Below are 26,073 nucleotides of genomic sequence, written 5' to 3' on the forward strand. Positions count from 1 at the left end.
GTGGTTTAATTTCACTTGTTACTCTTATTCCCATAGCTATTACCTCTCCATCATTTAATTTTGTCTAATTTTTGAACAATTCGTTCTTTTGTAAGAATGTTCTAAAGAAATTAATATATTTTTAAAACTTTACAATTAAAAGTATTGATTTTACAATATACATCTACCTATAAAATATGTCCTTTATTAAGTAGAATTCAAAGTAACTTATCAAATATAAACTATAAAGTTATTAAAAGCTAAACTACATTTAATATCAAAAATATTATTTTTAGTTGCCTGAACTATTATGATTAGATGGCCTCATTATATATAAATATAAAGGTATAATATCTAATAGTTCTTACTTATTTCTTCAGCCATCGGGCATGTTTTGTTGTGATAAAAAAACGTTTTATTTTTTTCCTTGAGTTGTCATTTCCTAACTTATTGCCTAAGAACATTCTACAATGTTACCCTAGGTAAGGGTCAACAATAAAAAACGTTTTTTTGAGTATAAGTTTTTTATTTATCAAAGTTAAAAAATCATTATAATACATATACATTTCTCGACTAAAATTTCATATTTAGTACTTCTTTCAACAGATATTTCATATTAATTTGTATCTTATTATAACTTTTTTATTTTTCTTTAAAATTTGTATTTTCTAATTATTCAAATTTGTTTCTTGTTTTAAAAAAAATAAAGATAATTGTTTAAAACAATTATCTTTATTTTCTATTATAATAATACTATTTTTCTTTTTTTGTTACATTTTTTTACTTTAATAAAAATTCTAATAATGCTAAAATCCATAAATGTAATGGATAGAATACATGAAATAAATATTTAGAGAATTTATTATTCAACCCTCTTTCTCCATTATATGCTAATATAAACAGTATTACTGATATTGGTAACAGAGCATCTTTTAATCTAATACCATATCTTTAGCATATTTAAGTGTTATAAAATAATACATAAAATATCCTGTGTAATAAATTGCTAAAGTTACAATAACTGGCACAACTATAGATCTAGGCATAAGCTTTTGTAAAAGTGCCATAGCAAATAAATTATGCATAGTTCCAACAATCAAAGGAAGCAAGAAAACTATCTTTAATTGCTTTGATAACATCCTTTCTATATCTTTATTGTTTGCACCTAATTTTTTAATCATTATATATCTGTCTTTATCATCATAAATACTAGATAATTGTTTAAATAAAATTATACTTCCTGTACATAATAAAAATACAGCTGATAAAAATACACCTATAAATAACATTAATCCATTCATTTCTATTAAACTTCTATATGATGCTATTTGTGATGTAAAATTAAATGGATAATTAAACTTCATATTATCATTGACCACTTTTTCTATTTCTAAAGACATTTTTAATAATTCTTTTCCTTGAGAAACATCTATTACTCTTAATTTAACTAAATTATCTTTTTTCTTTAATAAGTCAAATACATTATCTTTTACTACAACTAAGTCAAAGGTTGACTGTTCATTTAACTGTAAATGATTTATATCTTCTTCTACTTTAAATGTTTTTTTATCATCTTTAATGTTTAATTTTGTATTAGCTATACTTTTAATAAAACTTCTACTATATTCATCTGAAACAAAATGAATATTTTCATCTGAACTTAAATCATTATACTCTTCACCTTTATATTTTCTTAAAGATTTAAAATCACTTTCTCTTATTATATTTATAGATGCCTCTCTATTTTCCTTAAATCCATCTTTTTTATATTTATAAACTATATCATAATTTACATCTCTTTTTAATAACTCTATTACTTTATCATACTTAACTTTATTAGATTTATAATATTTGTTAAGTATATTATCTACTTTTTTATTAACAGCTTCATTCTCTGCATTTATTGTAAAACTATATTTGTAATTTTCTTGTATATTTCTATTTATGTCATAATAAAATGAAATTGTAAATCCAAGTATAGTTGCACTTGTTGCTATAAGTATTGCTATTGTAGCAAGTATCTTTGAATTACTTTTTATTTTATAACTTAACTCTGAAAATGCTATTAAGTTTCTTCCTTTATAATATAAACTTTTTTTATTTTTAACTAAATTTAATATTAACGATACTGCTGATGAAAAGAATAAAAATGTTCCAGGAACTATTGTAACTAAAATTACTGGAGCAAATGAAATTTCTTTAATTATAAAGTCACTGTTTGCTATAGCATACGATAAAACAATCAATGCTATTCCTAGAACTCCTTTTATTTTTACAAATTTATTTTTACTTTGTTTCTCTGATTGCTTCTTAAATAAATCTATAAGTTTTTTATTTTTTATAACTAATATATTTCTAACACCTATAATTATAAATATTGCAATAAATACTATAATTGTTTGAATTAAAGCCTTTACACTTAAATTCATTTTTACTATAACAGATACTCCCATGATTTTTATAAGCATCATAGTCATAAGCTTTGAAAATAAAAACCCTAAAATAATTCCTATAATTATTGCTCCTATTCCCATTAAAAATGTTTCATATAAAAATATTTTTCCTATTTGATTTTTTCTCATTCCTAACATAGAATAAGTTCCTATTTCTTGTTTTCTTCTATTTAAGAAAAATCCATTTGAATAGTATATAAATAAGAAAGAAAATAGTGCTATAACGCTTGAAGCTGCATTTATACTTGTTCTTGATTTATCACCAAGTATAGATAATGCTTCATTATACTGTATCGATTTAAAGCTAAAAAATATAAATACACTAAATATTATAGATACAAAATACATAATATAATTTGAAAAACTATTTTTAACATTTTTTAGGGATATATTAAATAAGTTCATTTTTATCTACCCCTCCCAATAAAGCTACTGTATCTAGTATCTTATGATAAAACTCTTTAGTGCTGTCTCCTTTAACAAGTTCCGTAAAAATTATTCCATCCTTTATAAATAATATCCGATTACAATAACTAGCACTCATAGCATCATGAGTTACCATAAGTATTGTAGATTCATCTTCTTTATTTAATTTTGAAAAAGAATCTAACAAACTTCTTGCAGATTTAGAATCTAATGCTCCTGTTGGTTCATCTGCTAGTATTAAAGCTGGTTTAGTAATTATAGCTCTACAAACTGCTCCTCTTTGCTTTTGACCTCCAGATATTTCATAAGGATATTTATTCAAAATAGATTCTATATCTAGAGATTTTGCAACCTCTTGTATTCTACTTTCTATAACAGATACCTTTTCATTTTTTAACGAAAGAGGTAACATTATATTTTCTTTTACAGTAAGTGTTTCTAATAAATTAGAATCTTGAAATACAAATCCTAAATTATCACGTCTAAAATCAGCTATTTGATTTTGATTCATTTTACTTATATCATTATTATTTATATATACTTTACCTGAACTTTGATTATCTATAGTCGATATTATATTAAGTAAAGTTGATTTTCCTGCACCTGACGAACCCATTATTCCTACAAATTCACCTTTATTAATTTTAAAGCTTACTCCTTTTAGTGCCTCATATCTTGCACCTCTCTTTCCATATTCTTTTTTTATATTTTCTACTATTAATATATCTTTCATAATTTTCCTCCTAAAAGTAATTCTATGGTTATTATATATCGATGATTATTTTATAACCATTTATTTATATTAATAAAATGTTACATTTCTGTAAGTATTCATTATATTTCTTCATTTTTTATTAAAATTTGTTTAAAATATAATTATATATAAAATTTCTATATAATTTTTTATTATATATAATTTCACTGGGAGGAAAATTATGTTTAAAATAATGATTATTGAAGATGATATTGCTTTAAAAAATCAAATAGGAGAAGGGTTATCTCGTTGGGGACATACTATACATAAAATAAATGATTTAGAAAAAATCATAGAAGAATTTAAATCTTTTGAGCCCCAATTAGTTTTACTTGATATAAATCTTCCTTTTTATGACGGATTTCATTGGTGTAATGAAATTAGAAAAATATCTAAGGTTCCTATAATTTTTATATCATCTAGAAATTCAAACATGGATGTTATAATGGGGGTTAATTTGGGTGCTGACGATTATATCCAAAAACCTTTTTCAATAGACGTTTTAGTAGCTAAAGTTAATGCACTTTTGAGAAGAACTTATAACTTTGTTGATAATTCTTCTGATAAAATAGTTCATAATGGAGTTACTTTAGACTTATCTACTGCTGTTGTAAGTTATGATAATAATTCTATTGAACTTACAAAAAATGAATTAAAAATACTTCACGAACTTATGAAAAATAAAAGTCAAATAGTAAGTAGGGATAAACTCATGAAAAAATTATGGGATAGTGATTGGTTTGTAGATGATAACACCTTAACTGTAAATATAAATAGAATACGCTCTAAGTTAAAGGAGATAGACTTAGACAATTTTATTGAAACTAAGAGAGGATTAGGCTACATAATACTGTAGACTACTATATCAATTATGAAATTTAAAGATTTTTTAAAAGACCAATTAGGACTATTAGTTTTTGATTTAACCTTTTTATTTGTTACTATATCAATTATTGTTCTTTCACCAATTAATGAGCCATTATTTGATATTATATTTTATATAACATTATTAAATTTAACTTTATTATTAATCTATATTTTTATAAGTTATTTTAGAAAATTAAAGTTTTTTAATCTACTAGATAATGGATTAATCTCAAGTAACCTCAATAACCTTAGTTTACTTAAAAATACTAATGAAGAAAATTTATATCTAAGTATTATAAAGAATTATCAAAATCAATATGAAACTATGGCAAATGAAAATTTTAATAAATTTGAAGAAAACACAGAAATAATGAGTATGTGGGTTCACGATATAAAAATGCCCATATCTATAATAAAACTTATAATTGAACAAAATCAAAGTTCTTATTGTGAAAAAGTTTTAGATGAAGTTGATAATGAAGTTATGAGAATAGAAAATGCAGTTGAAAGAGTTCTTTATTTATCACGTTTAGAAGATTTCCATAAAGATTTTTTAGTTCAAGAAGTAAATCTTGAAAAAACTGTAAGAGAAGTAATTCGAAAATATTCAAAATATTTCATAGCAAAAAAAATCAAGTTAGAGTTATCTAATTTAAACTATATAGTTCTTTCAGATAAAAAATGGTTATTATTTATATTTGACCAATTAATAAATAACTCTTTAAAGTACTTAAATACTCAAGGTAATATATCTATAATTGGAGAAAATTCTAAAGGATATATTTCAATTAAAATAAAAGATACTGGTTGTGGTATAAAAACAGAAGATTTAAATAGAATCTTTAACAAAGGGTTTACTGGAAACAATGGAAGAAATAATTCTAAATCTACAGGACTAGGCCTTTATCTTGTAAAAGAATTATGTAATAAGTTAGATCATCGTATTTCAGTAAATTCAATTTATAACGAATTCACTGAATTTACTATAAATTTAAAGCAAAATATATAATACAAGATATTCGTTAAATCCTTAATTTTTTATAAATTTTTATTTATTTAGTTACAATTTTGACTTAATTTTTCATTTCCTTTGACTTATATATTAGTATAACATTATAATTTTACTATATGAATTATCTTATATACATAAGGAGGAATATATGTCTTTTTTTGAAAAATTAAATAAAAAAGTTAAAATAGGTATTTGTATAGGAATTGTTGTTTGTCTAGGATCTGGTGTATTCGTTTGGTGGAAAATAAAAAATCCTAACAATTCTGCCAAAGATCAAGCAGAAAACCAAATAGAAACATATACAATAGCGGACAATGAAAAAATATTTGTAAACGGAACTATAGTTCCTAAAGAATCAAAAGATTTTAATATATCTGCTGATAATGAAATTGATAAAATAAAAGTAGAAAATGGAAAATCCGTAAAAAAAGGTGATCTTCTTTTTACTTGCAAAAACAATGCTTCTATAAGCGAAATTGAAAGTTTAAAAGCACAGGTAGATGACTTAAAAAAACAAAACATCACAAACTCAGAAGGTCAAGCTGATTCATCTGTAACAGTTGAAATAACTAAACTTAACACTCAAATAAGTGTACTTAATAAAAAAGCTTATACTAGTGTATATGCTCCTTTTTCAGGTAAAGTTTATTTAAATGAGCCTTCTGAAAATGTTGAACAACCTACTTCATTTATGACTCTTCAAAGTAATGAGTTTTATATGAAAGGACAAGCTAACGAGCAAGACCTTGCTAAGATGCAAGTAGACCAAACAGTTAAAGTTTTAATATTCTCTACAAATCAAACACTTACTGGTAGAATAAGCTTTATCTCTGATAGACCATCTACTCAAGTAAATGATATGAATATAGAACAAGGTTCTTTATCTTATTATGATGTAAACATAGCTTTTAACGACGAAAATAAATTAGTTAATGGATTCCATGCTCAAGCTTCTCTTGAGATTTCAGGTGGTTATGCTAAAGTACCTTCATCTGCTATTTTAAAATCAGAAGAAAGTCCTTATGTATTTAAAGATTTAGATGGAATTCTAAAAAAACAAACTGTAGAAATTGAAAGTAAAAATGATGAATATACTGTAATTAAATCTGGTCTTAGTCCAAATGATATTATTTTAAGATACCCTACTGAAGATATGAAAGAAGGAGATCCTATTTATCCTGATAGTTCTATAAACTCAGAGGAAGGTACGGTAAACTAATTTGAGTTCATTGATAAAACTAGAAAAAATTCAAAAATATTATAAAGTAGGGAAAGATAAATTACACGTTTTAAAATCATTAAACTTAGATATTGAAACAGGAGAATTTGTTATGATAATGGGTAAATCTGGTAGTGGTAAAACTACTCTACTTAATATCCTAGGATTTCTTGATAAATTTGATAATGGTAAATATATTTTTAGCGGACAAAATGTTACTAATTTAAATGAAAACCAACGTTCTACTTTTAGAAATAAAAATATTGGCTTTGTATTTCAACAATTTAACTTGATAGAAACATTGAATATCTATAAAAACGTTGAATTGCCTTTAATATATGGTTCAAAAATGAAAAAAGATGAAATGGAAAAAATAGTTTATGAAAAATTAAATGCCGTAGGTCTTAAAGATAAAAGTAAACAATTCCCGCTTCAATTATCTGGAGGTCAACAACAACGTATTGCTATTGCTAGGGCTTTAGTTAATAATCCTCAAATAATATTTGCTGATGAACCTACAGGTGCTTTAGATAGTGAAACTAGCGAAGAAATTATGACGCTTTTAAAGGAACTTCATAATGAAGGTAAAACTATCATAATGGTTACTCATGACCAAGACCTAGTTAAATATGCTACTAAAGTTGTAAAACTTAAAGATGGTGTGTTTACTGAGGAGGGGTATTGATGAGATTAATAAAAAGTGCTATATCTAATTTAAGAGGACATAAGCTTCGTGTATTTATGGCTTTACTTTGGATTATAATTGGTATAACTTCAGTCATAATTGTAAGTTCTATTGGAAATGGTCTAGAGGCTCAAGTCCAAAAATCAGTAAGTAAAGTAAGCAATAATAAAATCAAAATAAAGTTTGAACCAAATAATTATAGCATGCAAAGCATGAGTGCATTTTTAAAACCTTTTACAAATCAAGATATTGAAACATTATCTTTTATTGAAGGTGTTGATAGAATAGCTCCAAGCAAAGAAGATTTTGATATGGGTTCAACTCAATTTGCTAGTGCTATGTTTGATAAGAAGACTTCTGATATAGAAATTTCACCTTTAAAGAAAGATTCTACTGTCAAAGCTATGTATGGCAGAAACTTTACTCTTGATGATGAAAATAGAAGAGTTGTAATGATTACTATTCAAAATGCTACAGACCTTTTTGATTCTCCTGAAAATTCATTAGGTAAAGGTATCACTATTAATAATAATATCTATGAAGTAATAGGTGTAGTTGATGAATCTTCAATTAGCACAGATTCTCAAAATGAAGACCCTATGTCTACTGAGGGTGGATATGCAACTGCTTATATTCCTAAAAAAGCTTTTGATGATTTAATGACTCATTTTGCCTATACTCCTGAAGTATTAAGTTTAGATTTAGTATGTTCTAAGGGATATGATGTATTTGATGTAGCAAATACTGTTATAAGTAAATTATATGAGCTTCATCCAGGTATAGACGGAACATATATGACAGAAGATCCTTCTGAACAAGCAGCTCAGCAAGAAGCTGAACTTCAATCTCTTACTTACAATGTAAATAGATTCATACCTATAATTACATTTGTATCACTATTTGTCGGTGGAATAGGTGTAATGAACATAATGTATGTATCTGTTATGGAAAGACAAAGAGAAATTGGTATAAGACGTGCAATTGGTGCTAAGCCAAGAACTATATTGTTTCAATTTTTAGTTGAATCAACATTTATAACAATTTTAGGAGGTATTTTAGGAATTTTAATTGGATTTATTTCTACTAAATATGTTTCTAATTATCTTCCATTTAAAGCTATTCCTAATTTAAAAAGTTTTGTATTTGCTAGTATTACTACTATTTTAGTAGGTATTATATTTGGTATAGTTCCAGCATTTAAAGCTTCCAGATTAGATCCTATTAAAGCTATTTATAAACAGTAACAAAATATAAGTTATCTTCTATAATATAAATTTTAAGAAGGTAACTTTTTAATTTTGATTATGTTAATTTTTATAAAATGTTTATAATTTCTTGCTAATAAAAAAAGTTATCTTAAATTTAAGATAACTTTTTTAACTTAATTTATATTAAATTTACTTTCTAAAATATCTTTCTAATAATCCTAAGAATGCTTTACCATGTCTAGCTTCATCTTTACACATTTCATGAACTGTATCATGTATAGCATCTAATCCTAATTCCTTAGCTTTTTTAGCTAATTTTAATTTTCCATCAGTTGCTCCATATTCAGCTTCAACTCTAACTCTTAAGTTTTCTTTTGTATCTGCTACTACTACTTCTCCTAATAATTCAGCGAACTTAGCTGCATGTTCTGCTTCTTCAAATGCTATTCTTTTATACGCTTCTGCTACTTCTGGGAATCCTTCTCTATCTGCTTGTCTACTCATTGCTAAATACATACCTACTTCTGTACATTCTCCAACAAAGTTAGCTCTTAACCCTTCTAGTACTTCTTCATCTACACCTTGAGCTACACCTATTCTGTGTTCATCAGCCCATACCATTTCTCCACTCATTTCTTCAAACTTTTCAGCTCCAACTTTACACACTGGACATACTTCTGGTGCAGTTTCCCCTTCATATATATATCCACATACTGTACATACAAACTTTTTCATAATTATTCTCCTCCTAATATTTTCACTTTTAAATTTATTTTTTTATGTTGTAAGATATATATACCCGAAAGTATTCACCTTAAACATATTTTATATATTTATTTATATTTCATAACCTAGTAGTAACATCATCTCTTCTATTTTTACTACATTATCTTCATTCCCCTTTTCATATAAATTCAAACATTTTTTTATACTAACTTTACCTTTAACTAGTTTTGTTGCAAAAGCTAAACAAGTCTCTTGCCCACATTTTTTACAATTTAATTTAGGTAAATATGCATATACTTCAAATGGACTAGGTAGTTTTTTCATTTCATCTGAAGGATTTATCTCTTCCCTTTTTTCATATACAGTATTTATAATATTTTTCAATGAGTCTAACGTTTCAAACGCATCAGTTTCATTTATTAATTTAGATATAGCTACTTTATCTGGATACATTGTTATAATTTTATGTTCATTATTAAAAACTAATGTATTTGCTTTCTTATTATAAATTGCTGTTTTTAAATATGTATTCATATATGGAAATATACCTCTAATATCTCTTGAAAAATTTGCTTTTATTCTTATTCTTAATGAATCTGTAGTGCATGGTTGAATGAAGTCTAAAGTTACTTTTTCTAAATACATTATTTCTACCACCCTTTTGTATTATAAATTATTTAATGAAGTTACTAATTTATTTATATCTTCTTTCTCATTAAAATATCCAATACCTATTCTTAAAGTTCCTATTGATTTTGTATTAATTAAATCATGGGCATTAGGCGCACAGTGAAGTCCTGCTCTAACCATTATATTATGCTTAGTATCTAGATAATGTGCTACATCTTCTGCCTTGTAATTTTTTATATTAAAAGATATCACACCTACAATATCTTCATTATTTTTAGGACCATAAATCTTTATATCTTTTACTTTTTTTAATTCTTCTAATGCATACTTAGTTAGTTCTTTTTCTTTATCATGAATTTTTTCTACTGTTTCTTTATTTATGAAGTTAATAGCTTCTTTTAATCCTACTATTCCTGATACATTTAAAGTTCCTGCTTCTAGTTTATTTGGATAATAATTAGGTTGATATTCATACGAAGAATCTCCACCTGTTCCCCCTGATTTTAATGGATTTATATTATAATTACAATTTATAACAAGTCCACCTGTTCCCATAGGTCCTAATAAACTCTTATGACCTGTAAAAGCTAGTATATCTATGTTTTCTTTTTCTACATCAATAGGATACGCACCTGCTGTTTGTGCTGCATCTACTAAAAATGGTATTTTGTTTTTCCTACATAATTTTCCTATTTCTTTAATTGGTTGGATAGTTCCTAACACATTTGATGCGTGTGTAAATACTACTAGAGCTGTATTTTCTTTTATACAATTTTTAACATCATTAATATTTGTATATCCTTTTTCATCTGCTGATACTTTTGTTATACTTATATTTCTATCTTTTTCTAAAGTTTTTAAACATCTCCATACTGCATTATGCTCTAAGCTACTTGTTACTACATGGTCATTTTCCTTTAGAATTCCTCTTAAAGCTAAATTTAAAGATTCTGTTATATTGGATGTGAAAATCACATTTTTAGGATTGTTGAAATTAAATAAAGATGCTATTAATTTTCTAGTTTCATAAACTAAAAAATCTGACTGCATAGCTTTTTGGTAAGAACCTCTTCCTGAACTTGTGCCATTATTTATCATAAAATCATATATTGATTTTGCTACTTCTATTGGTTTTGGATATGATGTAGCTGCATTATCTAAGTAAACCCCCATGATATTTCCCCCTTAGTTAAACTTTTCCTAACCTTTTTAACTTAATAATATCACAATTTTAATACTATTTATACAATAAGAGCTGTCTTAAAATATAAAATCTTATTTTTAGACAGCTCTTTTTTAACAATTTCAAATTATTCTGGGTTATCTTCTCTATTTTTAAATCTATATTTAGTTTTTATATTATTTATTCTATTTGTTGTTTTCTTACTATACTTACTTTCTCCTTGAGCTGCTAGTTTTACATTTACTTCTACTCCACTTTCATGTTCTATCCCTAATTCTCTTGCTGCTTCTATTTTCATAGCATCAGGTTTTTTATTATATTTCGGTACTCTATTAGGATGCTTTGGCATATTGTCACTTCCTTTTTAATAATTATTGTCTTAATTATTATTTAACAAATAAATTTTTTAATGCAATTTTATTTACTTGAATATATTGGATTTTTTATAAACCAGCACTATCTTCACTATTTTGTAATTTTGCTTCTTTCTTTTTCAAAAAAGACAATTTAGTTTCTGCTGTTATAATAGCACTAAATATTAACAGACTTCCTAAAATCATTCTTATTGTAACAGGCTCTTTTAATACAATAACAGATAAAATTGTTCCAAAAACTGCTTCTGTTGACATTATAATTGCTGCTTTTGGTCCTTCAACCTTCTTTTGACAAATAGTTTGACCTAAAAATGCTATTGTAGTACAGAATATACCTAAATATATTACTCCTATATATGCGCTTTTGTCTGCTACTATTTTTCCTTCTCCTATAAAAATTTGAACTACTAATGATAATATAAATGCAACACTAAATTGAATGACTGTTAATACTAATGGATTATGTTTATTTGCAAATTGACTTGTAAAAAATATATGAAAAGCAAAGGCAAAAGCAGAAATTAAGGTTAAAAAATCTCCAAAATTAACCGAAAAATCATGTTCTAATGATAATATAGCTATTCCTATTATCGCTATTATACTACTTATTATTCCTATTTTATCTAATTTATCTTTATAAATTATAAATCCTATAAACGGTACAATCACAACATTTACAGCTGTTATAAAAGCATTCTTAGATGGCGTAGTGTATGTTAATCCTATTGTTTGGACTACAAATGCTATAAATAAAAATATACCAAGTACTATACCGCTTTTTAAAGATTCTTTATTCAAATTAATTTTTATTTTTTTAAAAAATATTATACTTAAAAGTATTGAACCTATTAAAAATCTTAATGTTAATAATTGCAATGGAGTGAGTCCATTATCCAAAGAAACTTGGGTCCCTATAAATCCACTCCCCCAAATTATTGCAACTGATAATAATCCTATTTCTCCCATGTGTTTATTCAAATAATTACCCCCTTTTCTATGCTAATATTCTAATTTTAAATTGAATCTTTAAAATATACCCTAATTTAACATTAATGTATATATATGACTTTGTAAACCCCTTCTATTCATTTTAACAGTTTATTTCATTATACTTTTTCTTTTAAATCTTTACCTGTTACAACTATACTCATTTTAATTTCTCTATATATTCTTAATTTTGATATTTTTGTATATAAAATATATAATCTTGTAAATTTACCATTTTACTTTTTTCTATTTTTTAGATATAATTATACTATAATTATTTCGATTATGTTCGACATAAAAGGAGATTAAACAGATGAGAAAGAAAAAAAAGAAAACAACACTTATGATTGCTTTTATATCTGTTGCAATTGTAAGTCTTTTTTCTATGTTTTTTGGAAATACGCAAAATCCATTAAAAAGTATTCTCCAAAAAAAAGTTAGTACTATTAAAGAAGAAAAATTTGAAAAAGAGAAGCAGATTGAAGAAAAAAAACAGATTGAAGAAGAACAAGAAGAAAAATCCGAACCAATTGTAGGAGCAATAAAAGATTCCTCAACAAAATATGGATATGACTCACGCAAAATCTCGGAAAAATTAAATTCTTACGATTATTCAAATAATGGAGAAAAAATAGTGTTTCTTACTTTTAATGATGGTCCTTCTACTACTAATACACCTGCTATCTTAGATATTTTAAATAAACATCAAGTTAAAGCTACATTTTTCATACAGGGTAAATCCTTAGAAATTGATGGTGCTGGCAAAATATTAAAAAGAACTCTTGATGAAGGTCATTCAATAGGTTATCATACCTATTCACACGATACATCTTCATTATATCCTGATGGAAACTTAGATATAAAGTCATTTACTTATGATCTTAAAAGTACAGAGAAAGTATTTAAAAAAATATTAGGTGATAAATTTTTCTCTAATATCTTAAGATGTCCTGGAGGTTCTATAAATTGGAATAACATGGATCCACTTAAAAAATATTTAAATGAAAATAATATGATTAGTGTCGATTGGAATTCTTTAAATGCTGATGATCAAGGTAAAAGAAAAAATAATGAAGAGTTATTTCAATATGCCAAACAAACATCTGCTGGTAAAGAAATAGTTGTTCTTTTAATGCATGATGGGTATGGTAAAGAAGAAACAGTAAAATCTTTAGATAAAATTATTAATTATTATAAAGATAATGGGTATAAATTTAAAATTTTAATATAACATAAAGAGTATAGTTCGGTTTGTATAAAGTTAAATCTAACTATACTTTTTTAAATGGTTAATAATGTATAAAATAACTTAATTTCTAATATTTTTATGAATTTTAATTATTTTTCAAAAATTTTTATATATTTCGTTTTATTTTTTTAATTTTTTAGTTATAATCTAATAATATCAGGAAATATATTTTTTAAATTTAAACTTTTACGGAGGATTTATTTATGGGCAGATATAAAAAAGGGTTGAATACTTGTAATGACATAGTTACTATATCTAAAAAATTTTTTTATGAAAAAGGCTATTCTCAAACTACAATACAAGAAATTTGTGATGAATGTAATATTACATTAGGTAATTTTACTTATTATTTTAAAACTAAGCAAGATTTACTTAGACGTATATATCAAGACTATGTATCAAATATAGTAACATTCATCAATAGTAACGTTAATAGTAATTTAAATAGTCTTGAAAAATTTGTACTTACATCTTTTGTATATTACTATAATATATTGGAAGATGACATATCATTACATTTTCACTATAAGGTATTAAAAAATCATTCTCTTTATGCATTTATGTCTAACGAATTACTAGATAACTTATATACTCCATTTATTAAAGAATTTGATTTAGGTATTGATCAAAAAGAATTAGAAATTTTATATCTTTGTGATTTTGGAGCTAGAAGAGAGCTTACTATAAAACATATTGAAGATAATGTATTTAGTTCGAAAATAGATTTTTGTCTGAAATCTTGTATTATGACAGCTAGATTATTCAAAATTCAAGATGATTTAATAATAGAATGTTTAAAAACTCATAGAGAACTATTAAAAAGTGTAGATGTATGTAATATTAATCTGCTTAAATAAATTATACATTTCTATTTAATAAAAGCATTATAGTATATATAATTTTACTATAATGCTTTTATTTTTTTAAATACTCATTTTTTTTCTCATAGATTTTTCTCATTTTTACTTATGTTTTTATTCTCCCTTTGATAAAATTTCTATAACTCCCTTATGAGGATTTTCTATAACGTGTACTGCATAAATTTCACCTATACATCCAGCTGCTTCTGCACCTGCTTCAATTGCAGTTTTTACATCACCTATATTTCCGCTTATTACTATAGTAACTAGTCCAAATCCAATTTTCTCACAAGCCTCTAAGGATACATTAGATGATTTTAATATAACATCTGTAGCTTCTAATGCAGCTACTAATCCTTTGGTCTCTATCATACCTAAAGCTTTTCCCATATTTTCATCTCCTTTGAATTCGTTAGTTAATTATATATATGCCTAAAAAAAATATTTTTCCACTATATTTAAATGATTATATAAATTATCATTTATATGTTGTGTAATTTATATAATTTTTAATCTTTAATAAAAAAACTCCTTCAATTTATTGTGTCATAAAACAATAAAATTGAAAGAGTTTTTTAGTTATTTAAAATTTTTATTAAAACTTATTCTATTACAATTTTAACAAATTTCTTTTTACCTATTTGAACTACTAACTCGCCTTCTGGTTTAACCTTCATTAAATCAGTAACTTTTTCTCCGTTTATTTTAACTCCACCTTGTGTAGCTAATCTTCTTACTTCACTTTTACTTTTTACTATATTAGTATCAACTAATATAGTTCCTAAATCAAATCCATCAATACCTACTTGAACTATTTGTATATCATCTGGTATTTGACCTTTTTGGAATACAGTTTTAAATCTTTCTTCAGCATCTTTAACTGCATCTTCTCCGTGGTATAATGTAACTATTTCTCTAGCTAAATTCATTTTTATGTCTCTTGGGTTTACTCTATCTAAAGCTAAATCTTCTTTTATTTTGTTTACTACATCAGGATGAACATCAGTTACTAAATTGTAATATTTAACTATTAATTCATCTGGTATTTGCATAGATTTTTCGTACATTACTGCAGCTTCTTCATCTATTCCAATATAGTTACCTAAACTCTTACTCATTTTATCTTTTCCATCAAGACCTTCTATTAAAGGCATCATTATTACTACTTGAGATTCTTGATTAAATTCTCTTTGTAATGCTCTACCCATTAATAAATTGAATCTTTGGTCTGTTCCACCTAATTCTATATCTGCTTTTATAGCTACTGAATCATAAGCTTGCATTAAAGGGTAGAAGAACTCATGAACTGATATTGGCATATGATTTTCATATCTCTTTTTAAAATCTTCTCTTTCAAGCATTCTAGCAACAGTTATAGTAGCCGCTAATTTTATTACATCTTCAAAGTTTAATTTAGCTAACCATTCACTATTGAATCTTACTTCTGTTTTCTCTTTATCTAATACTTTAAATATTTGTTCTTCGTAAGTTTTTGCATTTTGTAAAACTTGCTCTGTAGTTAAAGCCTTTCTTGCTTTAGACTTACCAGTTGGGTCTCCTATTTTTCCTGTAAAATCTCCTATTATAATTATTACTTTATGACCTAAATCTTGTAATTGTTTCATTTTTCTAAGAACTACCGTATGTCCTAAATGTATATCTGGTGCACTTGGATCTAATCCTAATTTTACAACTAAAGATCTATTTTCTCTTTGAGCTTTCTCTAATTTTTCTTTTAAATCTTTTTCATCAATTATATCGTCTACACCCTTCATTATTATTTTAATTTGTTCTTCAACACTTTTCATTTTGAATCCTCCTAAATAATGTATTTTAACTTTATAATTTTTTAAATTAAAAAAGCCCTCATCCTATAAAAGGACGAGAGCTTAACTCACGTGGTACCACCTTAATTCATTAATATATAAATATTAATCTCTTAAAGTACACAAATTTTCGTATACTACTGCACTGTAACGTGTGCAAACACGATAGTCGCCTACTAGTTGTTATCTTTCGGAACTACTGCTCATAGATGTATTCAATCTAACTTATTTTGCACCTCTCACCTTCCGGTAACTCTCTGTTAAACTCTATTAGATTTACTTCTTCTCTTCATAGCTTTAATTTATCAGTTATTAATTCTAATATATTCGGATTTTAATAATTTGTCAATATTTTTTATTATTATATTCAATTATTTTTTTATTATACAACAAAAATAAATATTTTTATAATTCATTTAATTTTATTAATTTATTAATCATAACTTTCAATTTTTATTTATGCTTGTTTATTTATGTACTAAACTATTTGCATAAGAATTAATTATATTTATTTGTTCAATACGTATATTGATTTTTGTATCTAAAATAATGTTAAATATTATCAATATAACTGCTGTAATTTTAAACATTGTAGCTAATAAAGTTATAGTTACTAATGTTAAGATTCTAGCATATGATATTTTTTGATATTTTGATAAAATAAAATTTTGTATAGCTGTATATCCATCTCTAATTACAAAATAATAACATAAATATTTTGCTGACATTAATACAGTTTTTATATATATATTATTTGACTTTATTCCTAAAATACTTATTATTTCCATAGTAAATATGAAAAATACACATCCATAAAATACTTTTTTAGAACAACAAATAAATCTACCACATTTTTTAAAACTCTGCATTATTAATAGCTTTTTCTTTGAATTTCCTTTTAATATATTTAGTTTTTTACCAACTATTAATGATAAATAATATATACTAAATACAGTCCCAAAAGGAAACAACCCTATTACCATATAATACGCTATATCTACTATGTTTCTTGGTATATTAAATTTATTTACTAATATATCTGAGTATCCTTGAAATTCTTGCATAAAACTATAACCTATTAATGCTGAACCGTAAATATCTATAAATATCATTATAATTATTCCTAATATAGATCCATAAACCATATCATCTAAAATTGTCGTTGATTTTGATAATAAAAAACCACATAAAATTCCAATCATCATGCCTTGACTTATCCATATAGCAGTTCCTATATTTCCTAAAACTAAAGATACTATCAATACAGAACTTACTGAAGATAAAATTGTATATTTAATTTCACATTTTAAACATATTATACAAAAGAATATCGGCACTATAAAATCTAAATAAATACCATATCCTAGTCCACTTCCAACAGCTATTATAGTACTAACAATAAATAGAGAAGACAAAATAGCTGCTTCTGTTAATTTTTTAGTTGTACTCAAACACATCCCTCCATACTAAATATTTTTAATTAAACTTAGTATACCACTTTTTATTATTTTGAAATACAATTTTGTATTAACTATAAATTTAGCCTTAATAATTAACTAAATTACTGATATAATACATATAATATTTATTATAAAAACAAAAGGAGGCTATATTATGTTTAAAATAAAGCACTTTAACGATTTATCTATAAATGAAGTTTACGAAATAGCAAAATGTAGATATGAGGTGTTTGCTTGTGAACAAAGAATTTTTCAAGAAAATGATTTTGACGATATAGATAAAAATTGTTACCATGTTTTTCTTGAAAAAAATAATAAAATAATCGCTTATTCAAGAATAGTTCCAAAAGAATTTAGTTCTTATAATGAAATATCTATTGGACGTGTATTGGTTTTATCATCTTCAAGAAAACAAGGTATAGCTAAACAAATGATGTATGTTGCTATAGATTTTATAAAATTCAATCTACATGAAAATAATATAACTTTATCTGCTCAAGAATACATAAAAGATTTATATTTATCTTGTGGATTTAAAGAAATATCAGATGTTTATGATGAGGTCGGTATTCCTCATGTTAAAATGAGATTATAATATATAAATTTTCACTAATCTGCTATAATAAATTTTGTAAATGTAATTTTATTTAATTTTTTATAGGGGTGAAATTATGACTTTTGAACAACTAAAATCTTTTTTAGCCATTGTAAAACATAACCACTTCACTCTAGCAGCCCAAGATTTATTTATTTCTCAATCATCTATATCTAAACAGATAAAATCACTTGAAAAGGAAATAGGTGTTGAACTATTTAAAAGAGAACATAGAAGCATTAAGTTAACTCCTGCTGGTGAAGAATTCTTACTATTTGCTAAAAAAGCTGTGCAAAACTGTGATGAAATAAAATCTATTATGAACAAATATAGGGTTGAGGAAAGTACAACACTTTCTATCGGTGTTACAGACACTATGGTAGAATATGGACTTGCTACTTTAATAGGTGATTTTCATAAAGAATACCCTAATATACATATAGAACTAATAGAAAGAGGTAATAAATCTATTTTAGAATATTTAAGTACATCTAAAATTAATTTAGGATTCATTAATACATTAAATACATACAAAGATATACTAGAATCTCACGAATTATTTACAGACAATTTAGTTTTAGTTACTTCTAATAATAATAATTTAGAAGATACTAAAAGCATAAGTTTATATGATACTCATAAAGAAAAATATATTTCACTCAACTCAGATTCTTCTATGCATAACATTTTTCTTAACATTTGGGGTAACTTAAATTTTTTCCCAGATATATTATATATAGATAGTCATACTAAGACTTTGTTAGCTTTAGTATCTGAAGACATAGGTATAACAATTATACCTTGTACTGTTGCTAATTCATTTAAAAACAATATCAACAAAAATATTAAGATTATAAATTTGAAAGATAATATTTCATCTAAAATTCTTTTAGTTAACAGTAAAAATAGACAACTTACTAAAAATGAAGCTATCTTTAAAAAATTTGCGATAAAGTGGTTTAATGTTCAAGTAAGTAATGAATCTACTCAACTGGATAGTTACTAAAAAGTAAAAGACCGTCTTAAATTTTTTATTTTAAGGCGGTCTTTTAAATAATTTTAAAAATATTTTATAATATATCCTTTTTTTCTTTTATACATTCTCTAGCAATTTCTCTATCATCAAAATAATATTTAACATCTCCTATTATTTGATAATTCTCATGACCTTTTCCTGCTATTATTACTATATCTTTAGGTTTCGCAATATTTATAGCTCTTTTTATGGCTTGTTTTCTATCTTCTATTATCATGTAATTTTCTTTATCTTTATTTATTCCAGACATAATTTCTTCTATAATTTTAATTGGATTTTCATTTCTTGGATTGTCTGATGTAATTATTAATATATCCGAATACTCTTGTGATATATTTCCCATTATAGGTCTTTTAGTTTTATCTCTATCTCCTCCACAGCCAAATACCGTTATTATTTTACCTTTAGAAAACTCTCTTACTGTACTTAATATATTTTTTAAGGCATCTGGTGTATGTGCATAATCTACTATTACACTTATTCCTAAATCATTTTTTATATTCTCTAATCTTCCTTCTACACCACTTGTATTTTCTAATCCTTCTTTTATAATATCAATTGATATATTTAGTATATAACATACACTTATAACTGCAAGTGTATTATAAATTGTAAACTTACCAGGCAATGGTATATTTATTTTTTCTTCATATGTTGGTGTTACTAAAGTATAAGAAACACTATCATAATGTAGATTTATATCCTTAGCCATAAAGTCTGATTTATTATTTATTCCATAAGTATAACATTTAGTTCTTAAATTTTTTATATTAGATAGTATAATTTGACCATTTAAATCATCTATATTTATAATATTTGCTACTTTTGTTTTAAAAAATAATAATTCTTTAGCTTTTCTATATTCATCTATATTCTTGTGAAAATCTAAATGTTCTGGGGTAAGATTTGTAAACACTCCAACTTTAAAGTCTATATCTTCTACTCTTCCTAATACTAATGAATGGGATGAAACCTCCATAGAGCAATATCTACATTTATTTTGAACCATTTTATTTATATATTTTTGTAAATCTATGCTTTCTGGTGTAGTATTTTGAGATTCTATACTTCGGTTTCCATCATCAATTTTAATGGTTCCAATCATACCAACCTTATTGTTTATCCCTAAAATTTGCTTTAGTAAAGTAGTTATTGTAGTTTTTCCATTAGTTCCTGTTACACCTATTATTGATATTTTATCTGATGGATTTTCATAGAAATTAGAAGCTACTTTTGACATGGACATTCTAGTATCTTTAACTTTTATAACTGTTATATTTTTTTTACTTTGAATATTTATATCTTCTTCTACTAAAAAAGCTTTTGCTCCTCTTTCTAGTGCTTCTTGTATAAATTTATGACCATCTATATTAAAGCCCTTAATACATATAAACAAGCTTCCTTCTTTAACTTGTCTAGAGTCATAATTTATATCAGTTATATCTCTGTCAGCTTCTCCTATTATTTCTATAACTTCTAGATTTTCTATAATTTTAGATAGCTGTATATTTATCCCCCCCTTTCTAATACATATTAAATTTTATTTTTTATTTTCTAAAATATACTAAATATATGATTATTACTTGAATCTATTATAAAAAATCACTTTTTTTATATAAAATTTTACTTTTTTATTAAACTTATTTTTTATAGTTTTATATTGTTGACATGAGATAAATTTAAAACTATAATTATATTAAGAATTACATATTGAAATAGAAAATTAGATATTTGAAGATATCTTATTTAAGTCAGGAGGCTTTAGCTTTCTGACTTTTTTTATTTCTATAATCAATGTTGACTATATATTATATGTTAACTTTTATTCTATATTCTACTTTCCCCAAAAGTAAGAATTATACCTAACTTATAAGATGGGTTCTACCCATCTTTTTCTTTTACTCTTTTTTTTGATATTCTCTAAATTCTTTAAGAATTTCTTCATTTTTATTTAAAAAATTTATTAGTTCATCAATTTTTATAAGTGTTTCTATACTTATTGTATGTTCAATTTTTTCCGTCTCCTCATGAATACATTCATTAACCCCTATAACTTTTAAAAATTCTTGAACTATATTATGTCTATCTAGTAATCTTCTTCCTATCATAGTCCCGATTTCTGTTAAATGAATTGAATCGTATTTCTTATACATTAATACCTTTTTTTGATCTAATTTTTTTATCATCTTAGTTACAGATGGTGGCTTTATATTTAATGACTTTGATAAGTCATTTACTTTGATATCTTCTTGATTTAAAGACAATCTATATATCATCTCTAAATAATCCTCTTCACTAGGTGTTAAAGAGTTATTTTTCATATATTCATTAAAGGTATAATACTCATTTCTTTTCAAAATAGTAACTCCCCCTATTTCAATTCTTATTTTCTATTATATTTTTTAATATTACATATATTACTATATTTAGTAACAAATTAATATTTATATGCATACTTTAAAATTAAGAATGTTAGCTTAGGCTAAAAATTTAATTACGGAGGTGAAATTATGACTAAGCTTACAGACATCCAGGTTAAAAACACAGTTAGAGTTGAAAATCTTTTATCTAGTGGTAATGTTAGAGAGAGAATGTTAGCACTTGGTCTTACTGAGGGTGCTTTAATAGATGTAATTAGAAAAGGTCCTAAAAATAATTTAACAATTTATAATATTAGAGGCAGTAAAATTGCATTAAGAAAAGAAGAAAGTAGTTTAATTTTAGTTTCTTCTATTTAATTTTTCAATTTATTTAATTTTTTTATTAGGGGGATACAACTATGGGTTTAACACATGAATCCACTAAAGCTAAATCATTAAAAGATATGTTTGATATAGAAAAAAAAGAAAATCAGTTTGTAATAGCATTAGCTGGTAATCCTAATACTGGTAAAAGTACAGTGTTTAATTACTTAACAGGTCTTAAGCAACATACTGGAAATTGGCCAGGTAAAACAGTCGCTACTGCTCGTGGTGACTTTAATTATAATAATACTGATTATTCACTTATAGATTTACCTGGCACATACTCTCTATTTGCACTATCTCAAGAAGAAATAGTTGCTCGAGACTTCATATGTTTTGGGAATTTAGATGCAGTTATAGTAGTTTGTGATGCAACTTGCCTTGAAAGAAATCTTAACTTGGTATTTCAAGTTATGGAACTTACAGATAAAGTTATTTTATGCGTAAATTTAATAGACGAGGCAAAAAAGAAAGGCATATATATTGATAAAGAAAAATTAGAACAAAAACTAGGCATTCCTGTAGTTTTAACTGCCGCTAGAAAAGGTACTAATATGGATGAACTTCAAGAAGTAATTTATAAAGTTTCCTTTAATGAATATAAATTTAGTAATAAACCTGTAATTTATAATAACCATATAGAAGATATGGTTAAATTGATACAACCTGATTTAGAAGCTTCAATACCTTCTATAAGTTCTAGATGGTTAGCCCTTAGACTTATAGATGAAGATGAAAGTATCTTTGAATCTATGAACAAATATATCGATGGTGACTATATGAATGAAATACTAAAAATAAAAGAAAAGCTTCATAATGACATAGATAAGCAAAAAATTAGAGATGAATTCACCAAAATAAATTATGACGTAGCTAAAGATTTAAGTGATGAAGTATATAATATAAGTTCAAAATCTAAACTAGATAAAGATGAAAAAATTGATAGTATATTAACTTCTAAAAAATTTGGGCTTCCTATTATGTTACTTTTGTTATCTAGTATATTATGGATTACTATACAAGGTGCAAATTATCCCTCTAAGTTATTAGCTACTTTACTATTTGGTGTTGAACCAACCTTTACTTCTGTATTAAACTCAATTAATTGTCCTATATGGTTAAATGAATTATTAGTTCTTGGTCTTTATAGAACTCTTGCGTGGGTAGTATCAGTTATGCTCCCTCCTATGGCAATATTTTTTCCTTTATTTACTCTACTTGAAGACCTTGGATATTTACCAAGAGTTGCTTTTAATTTAGATCATTTATTTAAAAAAGCATGTGCTCATGGTAAGCAATGCTTGACTATGTGTATGGGATTTGGTTGTAATGCTGCTGGTGTTATTGGTTGTAGAATTATAGATTCACCTAGGGAACGTTTAATAGCAATACTTACTAATAACTTCGTTCCTTGTAATGGTAGATTTCCTACTCTTATTGCTGTATCTACTATTTTCTTTAGTTCTGTAATATCTAACTCCTTTGTATCAAGTGTTACTACTTCTCTTTGTGTTACTTTATTAATAATATTTGGAGTTTTGATAACATTACTTATATCTTATACATTATCCAAAACCCTATTAAAAGGTGTTCCTTCTACTTTTACATTAGAACTTCCACCTTATAGAATTCCTCAAATAGGCAGAGTTATATATACCTCTATAATAGATAGAACTTTATTCGTACTAGGCAGAGCTGTTTGCGTAGCTATCCCTGCTGGTGTTATAACTTGGTTATTTGCTAATATATATATAGGAGATTTAAGTTTATTATCTTATGTTGCAAATTTTTTAGATCCATTAGCTAAACTAATTGGCCTTGATGGTTTTATACTTCTTGCATTTATTTTGGGATTTCCTGCAAATGAAATAGTAATTCCAATCCTCTTAATGTCTTATTTAGCTACTGGCTCTATGCTGGAATTAGATAGTTTAAATGCTTTAGGGCAAGTATTAAGAGACCATGGCTGGACTTATTTAACAGCTTTAAATGTAATGCTATTTAGTTTACTTCACTGGCCATGTGCTACAACTTTAATTACTATAAAAAGAGAGACTGGTAGCTTTAAATGGACTATATTAGGGTTCTTAATTCCTACTGCTATAGCATTTATAGTATGCTTTTTAACAACAACTGTATATAAGATTTTTATATAAATTTTATAGGATATATCAAAATAAATTTTTATATTTTGATATATTCTATTTTTTGTCTCTTTTATTCTTATATATATTATCATTTTCTACAATATATATTCTTAATTAAAGTCATTTGTTGGTTTTATTTGTAGAAATTTAATTTTTTTATAGGATATTTAAAATTATTTATGAGATGATAGTTAGTACATAATATAGTAAAATTATATTAAAGGACATGTTAAACTTAATACAGGGAGGTTTTACTATGTTTATCTTCATTCTTTTAATTTCAATTCTAACTTTAATTTATTTTTTATCTATGGTATGTATTCAATTTAGTCATATAACTAATATCAATTTACAATTTGGTATGGATGTAACAAAATTATACTCTGATGATAATTTTAAAGATAATCATCATTATATTAATAAGTTAATTAAAAATTCAGCTATGCTATTATACAAAATTACAAATACTTTTAAATAATTTACATAAGGGGATATATCAAAATATCCCCTCAATAATTTTTTAAAGAATTAAAAAATTCTTCATTTTTAATTACATATACATTATTAGGATTTATTTCTAGACATTTTTTATGATGATAATAAGATTTAGCTATATTGTTAATCTTAAAATAACATACACATAGATTTAAATGTGGTTTGAATCGACAACAGCATAAGTTAATACATTGATTGCAATCAGTTGGTATTTCTAATGATAATATCATTTCATACCACCTTATTGCTTGCATATATTTTCCTTCTTCATCAAATGAATTTGCAATATTATATAAAATTTCACCTCTCGGCTCTGAATATTCAAATGTTTTATAAAAATACGTTCTTGCTCTAACTTTTTCTTGTTTTAATAAATAGCATTCGCCTATTTTAGATAATGCATCTATCATTTCTTCTTTCCAAACATTTTTTGTTATAAACTTATTTAAAACATTTATACAGTCATCATAAAATCCATTGCAGTATAGTTCTTTTCCATAGTAATATAAATCTCTATCACTTAATTCAATTCCCTTTTTTATATTAATTTTGTATATTTTAAGGTTTCTGTCATTATTTAATTTTATTTTATCATGTATAATTGATACATCACTATCAAAAACATTTCCTGATCCTTTTATATACTCATGGACAAATCCAGTCCACTTAAAATCTCTATTTTTTTTAACTATTCTATTTCTTCTTGATATTATTCTAGGATTATTATTTTCATCCATACACATATGAGTTTCTGTTGTAACTAAGTCAATATCTTTATTTAGGTTTTTCTTTAAATCTATTAGTCTTTCTTTGCTTTTATCAGTTAAAAATTCATCAGCATCCATCCACATTATATAATCTTTTGTTGCTTTACTAAAAGAAAAATTTCTAGCATCTGAAAAATTATCTTCCCACTTAAAATCATATATATTTGAGGTATAACTGCTAACTATTTCTTTAGTTTTATCCACTGAGCCTGTATCAACTACTATTATTTCGTCAACTACATCTTTTACACTATTTAAACATCTTTTTATAACATCTTCTTCATTTTTTAATATCATACATAAACTTAAAGTAAGCATATCTATATACCCCTTTGCTATATACTTATATATTAATATATGATAATATTACATTTTTTGTTAAAATATAATA

The 26,073-nt window shown here is 24.9% G+C and carries 26 protein-coding genes and 1 other annotated feature; of the genes, 12 read left to right on the forward strand and 14 right to left on the reverse strand.

The annotated features are described in order from the left end of the window. Window positions 1-759: 759 nt before the first annotated feature. The 3 genes from CHF27_RS14690 to CHF27_RS05615 are packed head-to-tail and all read right to left on the reverse strand — an operon-like array spanning window position 760 to window position 3,591. Entirely contained in the window at window positions 760-921 is a 162-nt protein-coding gene (locus CHF27_RS14690; protein WP_115975994.1) for a TraX family protein, read from the reverse strand. Further along, window positions 912-2,837, reverse strand: a complete 1,926-nt coding sequence (locus CHF27_RS05610) for an ABC transporter permease (protein WP_095406913.1) — start codon at window positions 2,835-2,837, stop codon at window positions 912-914. Before CHF27_RS05610 ends, CHF27_RS14690 begins: the two co-directional genes overlap by 10 nt. Next, the gene (locus tag CHF27_RS05615) at window positions 2,824-3,591 is read right to left on the reverse strand and encodes an ABC transporter ATP-binding protein (protein ID WP_095406914.1); all 768 of its coding nucleotides are present in this window, start codon (window positions 3,589-3,591) and stop codon (window positions 2,824-2,826) included. The genes CHF27_RS05610 and CHF27_RS05615 overlap by 14 nt, the downstream gene beginning before the upstream one ends. A gap of 202 nt (window positions 3,592-3,793) precedes the next feature. Here CHF27_RS05615 and CHF27_RS05620 point away from each other — a divergent pair, with 202 nt between their 5' ends. The 5 genes from CHF27_RS05620 (at window position 3,794) to CHF27_RS05640 (ending at window position 8,639) form a co-directional block, all read left to right on the forward strand. Then, window positions 3,794-4,468, forward strand: a complete 675-nt coding sequence (locus tag CHF27_RS05620; protein ID WP_095406915.1) for a response regulator transcription factor — start codon at window positions 3,794-3,796, stop codon at window positions 4,466-4,468. Window positions 4,469-4,483: 15 nt separating this feature from the next. After that, window positions 4,484-5,488: a sensor histidine kinase gene (locus CHF27_RS05625; RefSeq protein WP_095406916.1), complete on the forward strand. Its 1,005-nt coding sequence runs from the start codon at window positions 4,484-4,486 to the stop codon at window positions 5,486-5,488. Window positions 5,489-5,639: 151 nt separating this feature from the next. Beyond that, window positions 5,640-6,710 carry an efflux RND transporter periplasmic adaptor subunit gene (locus CHF27_RS05630; protein WP_095406917.1) on the forward strand — a complete coding sequence of 357 codons (1,071 nt, stop codon included), beginning with the start codon at window positions 5,640-5,642 and terminating at the stop codon, window positions 6,708-6,710. A 1-nt stretch (window position 6,711) separates the two neighbouring features. After that, the gene (locus tag CHF27_RS05635) at window positions 6,712-7,395 is read left to right on the forward strand and encodes an ABC transporter ATP-binding protein (protein WP_095406918.1); all 684 of its coding nucleotides are present in this window, start codon (window positions 6,712-6,714) and stop codon (window positions 7,393-7,395) included. Further along, window positions 7,395-8,639, forward strand: a complete 1,245-nt coding sequence (locus tag CHF27_RS05640; protein ID WP_095406919.1) for an ABC transporter permease — start codon at window positions 7,395-7,397, stop codon at window positions 8,637-8,639. Before CHF27_RS05635 ends, CHF27_RS05640 begins: the two co-directional genes overlap by 1 nt. A gap of 153 nt (window positions 8,640-8,792) precedes the next feature. On the opposite strand, the gene CHF27_RS05645 is transcribed toward CHF27_RS05640, so the two are convergent. From CHF27_RS05645 to CHF27_RS05665, 5 genes are all read right to left on the reverse strand, one after another. Next, entirely contained in the window at window positions 8,793-9,338 is a 546-nt protein-coding gene (locus CHF27_RS05645; protein ID WP_095406920.1) for an NADH peroxidase, read from the reverse strand. Between the two features lie 102 nt (window positions 9,339-9,440). Then, window positions 9,441-9,974, reverse strand: coding sequence for a (Fe-S)-binding protein (locus tag CHF27_RS05650; protein ID WP_095406921.1), 534 nt, complete (start codon window positions 9,972-9,974; stop codon window positions 9,441-9,443). A 21-nt stretch (window positions 9,975-9,995) separates the two neighbouring features. Continuing rightward, the gene (locus tag CHF27_RS05655; RefSeq protein WP_095406922.1) at window positions 9,996-11,132 is read right to left on the reverse strand and encodes an aminotransferase class V-fold PLP-dependent enzyme; all 1,137 of its coding nucleotides are present in this window, start codon (window positions 11,130-11,132) and stop codon (window positions 9,996-9,998) included. 137 nt (window positions 11,133-11,269) lie between these two features. Further along, window positions 11,270-11,491 carry a hypothetical protein gene (locus CHF27_RS05660; RefSeq protein WP_095406923.1) on the reverse strand — a complete coding sequence of 74 codons (222 nt, stop codon included), beginning with the start codon at window positions 11,489-11,491 and terminating at the stop codon, window positions 11,270-11,272. 94 nt (window positions 11,492-11,585) lie between these two features. Further along, window positions 11,586-12,494 (reverse strand): DMT family transporter, encoded by a 909-nt coding sequence (locus CHF27_RS05665; RefSeq protein ID WP_095406924.1) that lies wholly within the window; start codon window positions 12,492-12,494, stop codon window positions 11,586-11,588. Window positions 12,495-12,816: 322 nt separating this feature from the next. On the opposite strand from CHF27_RS05665, the gene CHF27_RS05670 reads away from it, so the two are divergent. Beyond that, window positions 12,817-13,734 (forward strand): polysaccharide deacetylase family protein, encoded by a 918-nt coding sequence (locus CHF27_RS05670; protein WP_095406925.1) that lies wholly within the window; start codon window positions 12,817-12,819, stop codon window positions 13,732-13,734. A 221-nt stretch (window positions 13,735-13,955) separates the two neighbouring features. Then, window positions 13,956-14,609 carry a TetR/AcrR family transcriptional regulator gene (locus CHF27_RS05675; protein WP_095406926.1) on the forward strand — a complete coding sequence of 218 codons (654 nt, stop codon included), beginning with the start codon at window positions 13,956-13,958 and terminating at the stop codon, window positions 14,607-14,609. A gap of 117 nt (window positions 14,610-14,726) precedes the next feature. Here the strand turns inward: CHF27_RS05675 and CHF27_RS05680 are convergent, their stop codons facing one another. The 3 genes from CHF27_RS05680 to CHF27_RS05690 all read right to left on the reverse strand — a co-directional run bounded on the left by CHF27_RS05680 (window position 14,727) and on the right by CHF27_RS05690 (window position 17,895). Then, window positions 14,727-15,002 carry a BMC domain-containing protein gene (locus tag CHF27_RS05680; protein ID WP_095406927.1) on the reverse strand — a complete coding sequence of 92 codons (276 nt, stop codon included), beginning with the start codon at window positions 15,000-15,002 and terminating at the stop codon, window positions 14,727-14,729. 212 nt (window positions 15,003-15,214) lie between these two features. Continuing rightward, complete coding sequence (gene tyrS / locus CHF27_RS05685) at window positions 15,215-16,420, reverse strand: tyrosine--tRNA ligase (protein ID WP_095406928.1); 1,206 nt, start codon at window positions 16,418-16,420, stop codon at window positions 15,215-15,217. A 66-nt stretch (window positions 16,421-16,486) separates the two neighbouring features. After that, window positions 16,487-16,740, reverse strand: a binding site (T-box leader). A gap of 165 nt (window positions 16,741-16,905) precedes the next feature. After that, a complete protein-coding gene (locus tag CHF27_RS05690; RefSeq protein WP_408638581.1) occupies window positions 16,906-17,895 on the reverse strand; it encodes a DUF2232 domain-containing protein in 990 nt (329 codons plus the stop codon). Between the two features lie 157 nt (window positions 17,896-18,052). On the opposite strand from CHF27_RS05690, the gene CHF27_RS05695 reads away from it, so the two are divergent. Together CHF27_RS05695 and CHF27_RS05700 are read left to right on the forward strand one after the other, a co-directional pair. After that, entirely contained in the window at window positions 18,053-18,493 is a 441-nt protein-coding gene (locus tag CHF27_RS05695) for a GNAT family N-acetyltransferase (RefSeq protein WP_095406930.1), read from the forward strand. 76 nt (window positions 18,494-18,569) lie between these two features. After that, window positions 18,570-19,499, forward strand: a complete 930-nt coding sequence (locus CHF27_RS05700; protein ID WP_095406931.1) for a LysR family transcriptional regulator — start codon at window positions 18,570-18,572, stop codon at window positions 19,497-19,499. A gap of 64 nt (window positions 19,500-19,563) precedes the next feature. Here CHF27_RS05700 and CHF27_RS05705 read toward each other — a convergent pair whose 3' ends face one another. Next, window positions 19,564-21,063 carry a UDP-N-acetylmuramoyl-L-alanyl-D-glutamate--2,6-diaminopimelate ligase gene (locus tag CHF27_RS05705; protein ID WP_330409759.1) on the reverse strand — a complete coding sequence of 500 codons (1,500 nt, stop codon included), beginning with the start codon at window positions 21,061-21,063 and terminating at the stop codon, window positions 19,564-19,566. Between the two features lie 364 nt (window positions 21,064-21,427). Further along, on the reverse strand, window positions 21,428-21,886 hold the full coding sequence (locus CHF27_RS05710) for a metal-dependent transcriptional regulator (RefSeq protein WP_243444955.1): 459 nt from the start codon (window positions 21,884-21,886) through the stop codon (window positions 21,428-21,430). 153 nt (window positions 21,887-22,039) lie between these two features. On the opposite strand from CHF27_RS05710, the gene CHF27_RS05715 reads away from it, so the two are divergent. The 3 genes from CHF27_RS05715 (at window position 22,040) to CHF27_RS05725 (ending at window position 24,898) form a co-directional block, all read left to right on the forward strand. Next, entirely contained in the window at window positions 22,040-22,267 is a 228-nt protein-coding gene (locus CHF27_RS05715; protein WP_095406933.1) for a FeoA family protein, read from the forward strand. 41 nt (window positions 22,268-22,308) lie between these two features. Then, entirely contained in the window at window positions 22,309-24,429 is a 2,121-nt protein-coding gene (gene feoB, locus CHF27_RS05720; RefSeq protein ID WP_095406934.1) for a ferrous iron transport protein B, read from the forward strand. Between the two features lie 247 nt (window positions 24,430-24,676). Further along, window positions 24,677-24,898, forward strand: coding sequence for a hypothetical protein (locus CHF27_RS05725; RefSeq protein WP_095406935.1), 222 nt, complete (start codon window positions 24,677-24,679; stop codon window positions 24,896-24,898). A 31-nt stretch (window positions 24,899-24,929) separates the two neighbouring features. On the opposite strand, the gene CHF27_RS05730 is transcribed toward CHF27_RS05725, so the two are convergent. After that, entirely contained in the window at window positions 24,930-26,000 is a 1,071-nt protein-coding gene (locus CHF27_RS05730; protein WP_095406936.1) for a glycosyltransferase, read from the reverse strand. Between the last annotated feature and the right edge of the window lie 73 nt (window positions 26,001-26,073).

Origin of the sequence: Romboutsia maritimum (genome assembly GCF_002251085.2) — a bacterium.
Classification (GTDB): domain Bacteria; phylum Bacillota; class Clostridia; order Peptostreptococcales; family Peptostreptococcaceae; genus Romboutsia_B; species Romboutsia_B maritimum.

Excerpts from the sequence above, each read along its gene's own strand:
- CHF27_RS05610 (WP_095406913.1), bottom strand. The coding sequence starts at position 2,837 with ATGAACTTATTTAATATATCCCTAAAAAATGTTAAAAATAGTTTTTCA.
- CHF27_RS05615 (WP_095406914.1), bottom strand. The coding sequence starts at position 3,591 with ATGAAAGATATATTAATAGTAGAAAATATAAAAAAAGAATATGGAAAG.
- CHF27_RS05620 (WP_095406915.1), top strand. The coding sequence starts at position 3,794 with ATGTTTAAAATAATGATTATTGAAGATGATATTGCTTTAAAAAATCAA.
- CHF27_RS05625 (WP_095406916.1), top strand. The coding sequence starts at position 4,484 with ATGAAATTTAAAGATTTTTTAAAAGACCAATTAGGACTATTAGTTTTT.
- CHF27_RS05630 (WP_095406917.1), top strand. The coding sequence starts at position 5,640 with ATGTCTTTTTTTGAAAAATTAAATAAAAAAGTTAAAATAGGTATTTGT.
- CHF27_RS05640 (WP_095406919.1), top strand. The coding sequence starts at position 7,395 with ATGAGATTAATAAAAAGTGCTATATCTAATTTAAGAGGACATAAGCTT.
- CHF27_RS05645 (WP_095406920.1), bottom strand. The coding sequence starts at position 9,338 with ATGAAAAAGTTTGTATGTACAGTATGTGGATATATATATGAAGGGGAA.
- CHF27_RS05650 (WP_095406921.1), bottom strand. The coding sequence starts at position 9,974 with ATGTATTTAGAAAAAGTAACTTTAGACTTCATTCAACCATGCACTACA.
- CHF27_RS05655 (WP_095406922.1), bottom strand. The coding sequence starts at position 11,132 with ATGGGGGTTTACTTAGATAATGCAGCTACATCATATCCAAAACCAATA.
- CHF27_RS05660 (WP_095406923.1), bottom strand. The coding sequence starts at position 11,491 with ATGCCAAAGCATCCTAATAGAGTACCGAAATATAATAAAAAACCTGAT.
- CHF27_RS05670 (WP_095406925.1), top strand. The coding sequence starts at position 12,817 with ATGAGAAAGAAAAAAAAGAAAACAACACTTATGATTGCTTTTATATCT.
- CHF27_RS05675 (WP_095406926.1), top strand. The coding sequence starts at position 13,956 with ATGGGCAGATATAAAAAAGGGTTGAATACTTGTAATGACATAGTTACT.
- CHF27_RS05680 (WP_095406927.1), bottom strand. The coding sequence starts at position 15,002 with ATGGGAAAAGCTTTAGGTATGATAGAGACCAAAGGATTAGTAGCTGCA.
- tyrS (WP_095406928.1), bottom strand. The coding sequence starts at position 16,420 with ATGAAAAGTGTTGAAGAACAAATTAAAATAATAATGAAGGGTGTAGAC.
- CHF27_RS05690 (WP_408638581.1), bottom strand. The coding sequence starts at position 17,895 with ATGTGTTTGAGTACAACTAAAAAATTAACAGAAGCAGCTATTTTGTCT.
- CHF27_RS05695 (WP_095406930.1), top strand. The coding sequence starts at position 18,053 with ATGTTTAAAATAAAGCACTTTAACGATTTATCTATAAATGAAGTTTAC.
- CHF27_RS05700 (WP_095406931.1), top strand. The coding sequence starts at position 18,570 with ATGACTTTTGAACAACTAAAATCTTTTTTAGCCATTGTAAAACATAAC.
- CHF27_RS05715 (WP_095406933.1), top strand. The coding sequence starts at position 22,040 with ATGACTAAGCTTACAGACATCCAGGTTAAAAACACAGTTAGAGTTGAA.
- feoB (WP_095406934.1), top strand. The coding sequence starts at position 22,309 with ATGGGTTTAACACATGAATCCACTAAAGCTAAATCATTAAAAGATATG.
- CHF27_RS05725 (WP_095406935.1), top strand. The coding sequence starts at position 24,677 with ATGTTTATCTTCATTCTTTTAATTTCAATTCTAACTTTAATTTATTTT.
- CHF27_RS05730 (WP_095406936.1), bottom strand. The coding sequence starts at position 26,000 with ATGCTTACTTTAAGTTTATGTATGATATTAAAAAATGAAGAAGATGTT.